Source organism: Burkholderia sp. WTPI3 (assembly GCF_021483755.1).
Lineage (GTDB): Bacteria > Pseudomonadota > Gammaproteobacteria > Burkholderiales > Burkholderiaceae > Burkholderia.
The window spans coordinates 1-7,040 of the sequence record NZ_JAGIXF010000163.1 but is presented as its reverse complement, the minus strand read 5'-3'; the positions used below and the strand labels follow the sequence as shown (position 1 = coordinate 7,040).

At 61.5% G+C, this 7,040-nt stretch carries 6 protein-coding genes, 2 pseudogenes and 1 other annotated feature; of the genes and pseudogenes, 6 read left to right on the top strand and 2 right to left on the bottom strand.

Annotation, left to right across the window (positions count from 1 at the left end):
• On the bottom strand, positions 1-1,546 hold a 1,546-nt coding region (locus J7024_RS35885; protein WP_234745962.1), incomplete at its 3' end, for a Tn3 family transposase.
• A 144-nt stretch (positions 1,547-1,690) separates the two neighbouring features.
• Here J7024_RS35885 and J7024_RS35880 point away from each other — a divergent pair.
• From J7024_RS35880 to J7024_RS35865, 4 genes and pseudogenes are all read left to right on the top strand, one after another.
• Positions 1,691-2,080, top strand: coding sequence for a VOC family protein (locus J7024_RS35880; RefSeq protein WP_124897874.1), 390 nt, complete (start codon positions 1,691-1,693; stop codon positions 2,078-2,080).
• Between the two features lie 9 nt (positions 2,081-2,089).
• Positions 2,090-2,425: a TfoX/Sxy family protein gene (locus J7024_RS35875; protein WP_175762574.1), complete on the top strand. Its 336-nt coding sequence runs from the start codon at positions 2,090-2,092 to the stop codon at positions 2,423-2,425.
• A gap of 10 nt (positions 2,426-2,435) precedes the next feature.
• Positions 2,436-2,579: pseudogene (locus tag J7024_RS35870) on the top strand (recombinase family protein); the annotation flags it as partial.
• A gap of 77 nt (positions 2,580-2,656) precedes the next feature.
• Positions 2,657-3,714, top strand: a pseudogene (locus J7024_RS35865) (IS3 family transposase); the annotation flags it as partial.
• Positions 2,761-2,877 (top strand) — a sequence feature (AL1L pseudoknot). Its footprint overlaps the pseudogene before it by 117 nt.
• Positions 3,715-3,970: 256 nt before the next feature.
• Here J7024_RS35865 and J7024_RS35860 read toward each other — a convergent pair.
• A complete protein-coding gene (locus J7024_RS35860; RefSeq protein ID WP_124897872.1) occupies positions 3,971-4,894 on the bottom strand; it encodes a LysR family transcriptional regulator in 924 nt (307 codons plus the stop codon).
• Between the two features lie 67 nt (positions 4,895-4,961).
• On the opposite strand from J7024_RS35860, the gene J7024_RS35855 reads away from it, so the two are divergent.
• The gene (locus J7024_RS35855) at positions 4,962-5,579 is read left to right on the top strand and encodes a LysE family translocator (RefSeq protein WP_124897871.1); all 618 of its coding nucleotides are present in this window, start codon (positions 4,962-4,964) and stop codon (positions 5,577-5,579) included.
• 147 nt (positions 5,580-5,726) lie between these two features.
• Complete coding sequence (locus J7024_RS35850; protein ID WP_234745960.1) at positions 5,727-6,851, top strand: aminotransferase; 1,125 nt, start codon at positions 5,727-5,729, stop codon at positions 6,849-6,851.
• The last annotated feature ends 189 nt before the right edge of the window (positions 6,852-7,040 follow it).

Below are 7,040 nucleotides of genomic sequence, written 5' to 3'. Positions count from 1 at the left end.
GGTACTGGTCACAGTCGGTGGCCACGGTCAGCGGCAATTCGCTGGACTGCTTGAGACTGGCGAACTTCTCGGGCGGCACCAGGTAACCCTCGAAGTCCTTGAACTGGCGCGCCCCCTGCACCCAGATGTCGCCCGAACGCAGCGAGTTCTTCAACTCCGACAGCGTGCACAGTTCGTAGTAGCGCCGGTCGATGCCGGCATCGGTCATCACCAGCTTCCGCCAGCGCGGCTTGATGAAATCGGTCGGGGCATCGGCGGGCACCTTGCGGGCGTTGTTGGTGTTCAAGCCGCGCAGCACGTCGACGGCATCGAGCACGTCCTTGGCGGCAGGCGCCGCCCGCAGCTTGAGGACGTCGAGGAAATCCGGCGCGTAGCGGCGCAATGTGGCGTAGCTCTCGCCAATGCGATGCAGAAAATCGAAGTCCTCGGGCTGAGCGAGCTTTTGTGCCACTGTGACGCTTTCGGCGAAGGCATCCCAAGACATGACAGCCTCGATGGCAGCGAACGGGTCTCGGCCAGATTGCTTGGCATCTATCAGCGCTTGGCCGATGCGCCCATACAAGCGCACCTTGGCGTTGATGGCTTTGCCGGACGCCTGGAATTGCTGCTGATGCTTGTTCTTGGCGGCGTTGAACAGCTTGCCCAGGATGCGGTCGTGCAGGTCGATGATTTCGTCGGTGACGGTAGCCATGCCCTCGATGGCCAGCGTCACGAGAGTCGCGTAGCGTCTCTGCGGCTCGAACTTGGCCAGGTCGGCGGGCGTCATCTGGCCGCCCTCGCGCGCGATCTTGAGTAGCCGGTTCTGGTGAACCAGCCGCTCGATGCCGGAGGGAAGTTCGAGTGCCAGCCAGGCTTTGAGGCGTTCGATGTGTTCAAGCATGTGGCGCGAATTCGGTTTGGCGGGCGACTGGCGCAGCCAAGCCAGCCAGGTCGTCTTGCCGCTATCGCGGCGCTTGAGCAGATCATCGAGGCGACGGCGATGCGCATCCGATAGCGGTTCGGTCAAAGCATCGTAGATGTGCCGATTGGCGCGGGTGATCGCCTCGGCACCGATGCGTTCGATGACATCCAGCGCTGGCAAGATGATGTGTCGGTGACGCAGCGAGTCGATGACACTGCTGGCGAGCACGATGCCCTTGTCTGTCTGCAAGGCCAGCTCGGTTGAGGCATGGACGCCCTCACGATAGTCCGCCAGTCCGAACGGCTCGATGCCCAGGTACGCACGCAGCTCAAGCAGATGCTCTCGTCGTGTTTCCTCCCGCTCGGCATACTGCGGCCAACACGCCGGGTCGATGCACAGTTGCCGCCCGATCCATTGCAGTAGGAACGTGGGCACAGTGGCGTCGGGCAGCAGACCCTGACCGGGGAAACGCAGCAGGCACATCTGAACGGCAACGCCCAGACGGTTCGAGTCGCCGCGCCGTTGGCGGATCAGCGACAGGTCACGCTCGTTGAATGTGTAGTGCCGGATGAGTTCTTCTTCGGTGTCGGGCAACGCCAGCAGGCTTGCCCGCTCGGCGGCGGACAGGATCGAACGGCGGGGCATGCAGACTCCTTCTCCTGAAAAACGAGGGATTTTGAGAGACCATGCCGGGCCGCCGATGCGGTGAGCAAACTCAAGGCATTGCGATTCTCGAAATGCTATTCTCGATTGCCTACTCATCTCAATGAGTTTCGATAAGGGGAAGTCGTGAAATTTGGATATACCATCATCTACGTCGCCGATGTTGGCGCATCGTTAGCTTTCTTTGAGAAGGCGTTTGGCCTGAAGACACGTTTCCAGCACGAGTCCGGCTATGGCGAGCTTGAGACGGGCGAAACTACACTTGCCTTCGCAAACCACGCGCTGGGTGCGAGCAATTTGCCTACTGGCTATCTTCGCGCAGATGCATCGCCACTACCGCTTGGCGTTGAAATCGCACTCGTTACTGAATCCGTCGCAATGGCGCATGAGCGCGCTATCGGGGCTGGTGCGCTGTCTTTGAAAGCACCGATGGTGAAGCCTTGGGGACAAACCGTGTCATACGTCCGATGCCCCGATGGCACCTTGGTTGAGCTGTGCTCCCCCATCGCTGCCTGAGCACTCTCAATGGCTTCTCGGCAGACCACTGTGGATTTCATCCTTGATCAGATTGAGGGTGCAGGAACCGTCAGCGCCAAGAAAATGTTTGGCGAATACGGTATTTATTGCGATGGCAAGATGGTCGCCCTAGTTTGCGATGATCAACTCTTTGTGAAACAGACGACCAAAGGCCAGAATTTTCTGGGGGATGTGACAGAAGCCAATCCGTATCCTGGCGCGAAGGCGTGCTTTTTGATCTCGTGCGACAAATGGGAAGACCGAAATTGGTTGACCAACCTGATAAGACTATCTGCTGCTGAATTGCCGTTGCCAAAGAAGAATGCCCCTAAGAAAACGGATTGACGGGTAACCAATGCTGATCGGCTATGCTCGTGTCTCGACGCAGGATCAGCACCTTGGGTTGCAGCGTGAAGCCTTGACCAAGGCTGGGTGCCAGAAGGTCTTTGAACCGCCACGGATTTTGTGGAGGCTCCAACTCTTGAGAGAAATGGTATGGACGCCTCCCTCCCGCATCGCGAGGCACAGGCCTTCGACGTGAGCGCGTTCATGGCGCAAGATCACATGAATCTTCACGGTGAGCGCGATGGCGTGACCACAGACGAGCGCGAGCGCCTCAAGGCCTTGGAGCGCGAAGTCAAGGAGTTGCGTCGTGCCAACGAGATTCTCAAGGTCGCGAGCGCGTTTTTCGCCCAGGCGGAGCTCGACCGCCGTTTCAAATCCTGAAGGCCTTCATCGATCAGCATCGCGACACCTTCGGGGTCGAGCCGATCTGCAAGGTCTTGCGGATTGCCCCGTCGGGCTACCGACGCCATGCCGCGCAGCTTCGTGATCCGGCGCGGCGCTCTGTTCGCGCAATCCGCGATGAACGTCTGCGGCCGGAGATCGAGCGCGTGTGGCGGGCCAACATGCAGGTCTACGGCGCGGATAAAGTCTGGAAGCAGATGAACCGGGAGCGTATCGCGGTGGCGCGCTGCACGGTCGAACGGTTGATGAAGCAACTGGGTTTGCGCGGCGTGATGCGAGGCAAGCGTGTTCGCACGACTGTTCCTGATGCCATAGCCCCGCGCCCGCTGGATCGGATCAATCGCCAGTTCAAGGCGGCACGGCCGAACCAGCTCTGGGTTTCGGATTTCACCTACGTTTCGACGTGGCAGGGCTGGCTGTATGTGGCTTTCGTGATCGATGTGTTCGCTCGCCGTATCGTCGGCTGGCGAGTCAGCAGCTCGATGACCACGGACTTCGTTCTGGATGCACTTGAACAGGCGCTTTACGCGCGGAGCCCGGGCAACGACGGAACCTTGATACACCATTCGGACAGAGGGTCCCAATACGTCAGCATTCGCTACAGCGAACGGCTGGCCGAAGCGGGCATCGAACCGTCGGTCGGCAGCCGGGGCGACAGCTATGACAACGCCCTGGCTGAAACGATCAACGGCTTGTACAAGGCTGAACTGATTCATCGCCGCACCTGGAAAACGCGGGAATCCGTTGAACTGGCAACGCTGCAGGGGGTGGCCTGGTTCAATAATCATCGGTTGATGGAACCCCTCGGCTATATCCCGCCCGCCGAAGCTGAGGCAAACTACTATCGGCAACTTGAAACAGCTGCCGCTGAACCCGCATTAACTTAAACCAACCAGCCTCCACGACTCCCGGGGCGGTTCACACCTCATGATATGCCCCGCCCACGAAATCACGGATAGGTCCGCGGCTCGGGACAGTCGTAAGCTCCATATCGCCGGCTACACGTAGTCAAGCGATGGCACGAACGTCCGCTTCCCGCAATCTCGACGGTCCCTTGCGGGTCGACAAGCGACGTCCACAGAAATCCACGAAGAACCATTTTTTTACATGTCGCCGGCGTCGCGCAGCAATCCGGCGCACACGTCAGGCCATCGCCCTCAGCCAGTCGAGCAGATCAGACGACGCGCTGCCGGCCGTCACGGGCTCCGGCGTCAGAAGGCAGTAGTACGAACCGTCTTCGACGAAGCCCATCGGCGCGACCAGCACGCCGCTTTCGAGGTCGTCGCGCACGAGATGCCACGGCCCGATCGCGACACCCAGTCCGGCCACGGCCGCCTGGAGGCTGAAATAGAAATGGTCGAACACCTGCCCGCGCCCGCTTCCCGCCGTACGATGCGCCGCCGCCGCCCATTCCTTCCATGCATCCGGCCGTGTGCGGGTATGCAGTCGCGGCGCGCTCCGTTTCAGAGCGCGATCGTCCCGACTGCCGGAAAACCACGTCTCGACCTTGTCGGGCCGGCACACCGGCCCCACCTTCTCCGCGAACAGCCTCTCCGCGTGATAGCCGGCAGGCCACGCAAAATCGTTGCGCCGGATCGCCATGTCGATGCCGTTGTCGAACGAGAACGGGCCACCCGCCGCGGCGAGATGGATGTCGACGCCCGCGTAAGCCGCCTGGAAGTCGGGCCAGCGCGGAATCAGCCAGCGCATCAGCAGCGTGGGCTCGCACGACAGCACCCAGCGCTGCGCACGCGCCGCGTCGGCCCGCAGCGCGTTTGCGGCCTGCTTGATCAAATGCAGACCGTCGTGGACGGCCTGCGCCAGCTTGCGCCCCGCGTCGGTCAGGAAGACACGACGGTTGCGCCGCTCGAACAACGCCACACCCAGATCGTCCTCGAGCAGACGCACCGCCCGGCTGACGGCACCATGCGTCAGATGCAATTCGTCGGCCGCCCGGCTGAAATGCTCATGGCGCGCCGCCGCCTCGAAGCAGCGCAGCGCCATCAACGACGGCAGGCTGGCGCGCATCTCATGTGATTCAAACTCACCATTCTGGTCAGAAATCATCGCTTTTCCTGGCGAATCATGGTCACTAATATTCGCTCATCACGATGAAAATCAAAAGGACGAAGCAATGACGGAATGGATAGTCGTAGTCACCATCACCTTACTGGCCGTCATCAGCCCGGGGCCGGATTTCGCGATGGTCACGCGCAACAGCCTGATGCTCTCACGCCGTGCGGGATTGCTCACCGCGTGGGGGATCGGACTGGGCGTGACGATTCACGTGAGCTACACGCTGCTCGGCGTGGGCCTGCTGATCCGCCAGTCCCTGTTGCTCTTCAACGCCATCAAGCTCGTCGGCGCGATCTACCTGATCTACCTCGGCGCGAAGATGCTCGCCGCCAGGCCCGCCGGCAGCCGCCCCGCGACGCACGTCGCGCCGCTGTCCGATCTCGCGGCGCTGCGCACCGGTTTCCTGACCAACGCGCTGAATCCGAAAACCACCGTGTTCGTCGTCAGCCTGTTCATGCAGGCGGTTCGCCCCGACACGCCGTTACTCGTGCAGATCGGCTACGGCCTGTTCATCGCGCTGACACATGCAGGCTGGTTCAGCCTCGTGGCCATCTGTTTCTCCGCCGAAGCCGTCCGGGATCGCGTGCTGTCCTTGCGTCACTGGATCGACCGCACCTTCGGTATCCTGCTCGTCGGCTTCGGGGTGATGCTGGCCGTCGCACGCGGCAGTCGCTGACCGACTCGATCGCCTCGATCGGCCCCCCGTCTTCCTCGCGTCACGCCATGACAGAACATGGATTTTTAGTCCATTATGGACATCATGTTTTTAAAGGTGGATACTTGACGGCATCGCTTTGAAGGCCATCCCGACCAAGGAACGAGCATGAAGATCAAGGAATTCGGCGTCGAACGCTGGATGGACCTGTACGAGAACCACTGTACGTACAACCTCGCGGAAACGTGCGTCGAATCGCTGACGGTCGACCAGTTGCTGACCATGACCGGCAAGCAGGACACGCTGCTCGACGAACTGCGTCCGATGAAGCTGACGTACGGCGCGATCGAAGGCACGCAGCGTCTGCGCGAAGCGATCGCATCGACCTACGCGCGCCAGTCGGCATCGAACGTGATCGTCACGCACGGCGCGATCGGCGGCAATGCGCTGATCTACGAAACGCTGGTCGAACCGGGCGATACGGTCGTGTCGGTGTTGCCGACCTACCAGCAGCACTATTCGATTCCGGAAAGCTACGGCGCGAACGTGAAGGTGCTGAAGCTGCGCGAGGAAAACGCCTTTCTGCCGGATCTCGAAGAACTCGCGTCCCTCGTAGACGACAAGACGCGCCTGATCGCGATCAACAACCCGAACAACCCGACCGGCTCGCTGATGGACGAAGCGATGCTCGGCAGGGTCGCCGAGATCGCGAAACGGTGCGGCGCATACGTGCTGTGCGACGAGGTCTATCGCGGCACCGATCAGGTCGGCAGCGGCTACAGTGCATCGGTCGCCGATCTGTACGAGCGCGGGATCAGCACGGCGAGCATGTCGAAGACGTACTCGCTCGCCGGGCTGCGCCTCGGCTGGATCGCGGGCCCCGTCGAGCTGATCCATGCCGTGAGCGTTCATCGCGACTACAACACGATCAGCGTCGGGATGATCGACGACTATCTCGCGACGCTGGCGCTCGAACACCGCGACGTGATCATGCAGCGCAATCACGACATCGTGCGCACCAACCTGGCCATTCTCGATACCTGGGTCGAACGCGAGCCGGCGATTTCGTGGGTCAAGCCGAAGTCCGGCACGACGGCGCTGCTCAAGTATGCGTTCGACATGCCGTCTCGCGCGTTCTGCACGGAGCTGATCGAAGCGACCGGCGTGATGTTCACGCCGAGCAGCGCGCTCGACATGGAAGGCTACGTGCGGATCGGTTATGCGAACAACCGGACCGTGCTCGAGCAGGGGCTTGCGCGCGTGTCGGCGTTTCTGCGCACGAAAGCTGGCTGATCCGGGACTCGCGACGTTCGGGCCGGCCTTTCGGCCCTGACGTCCGCGCCGAAAGGCCGGCACGCCGCGCGTACCGGCCTTCGTCTCATCGCATGCACGACGCCGCGAGCTTGCCGACCGCGATCACCGCCTGCTCGATTTCCGGCGACCACGGGCTGCTGTAGTTCAGCCGGATGAAGTTCCGGTAGT

Coding starts and splice junctions, on each gene's coding strand:
- J7024_RS35875 (WP_175762574.1), top strand. CDS start 2,090: ATGGCTTCTCGGCAGACCACTGTGGATTTCATCCTTGATCAGATTGAG.
- J7024_RS35860 (WP_124897872.1), bottom strand. CDS start 4,894: ATGATTTCTGACCAGAATGGTGAGTTTGAATCACATGAGATGCGCGCC.
- J7024_RS35855 (WP_124897871.1), top strand. CDS start 4,962: ATGACGGAATGGATAGTCGTAGTCACCATCACCTTACTGGCCGTCATC.
- J7024_RS35850 (WP_234745960.1), top strand. CDS start 5,727: ATGAAGATCAAGGAATTCGGCGTCGAACGCTGGATGGACCTGTACGAG.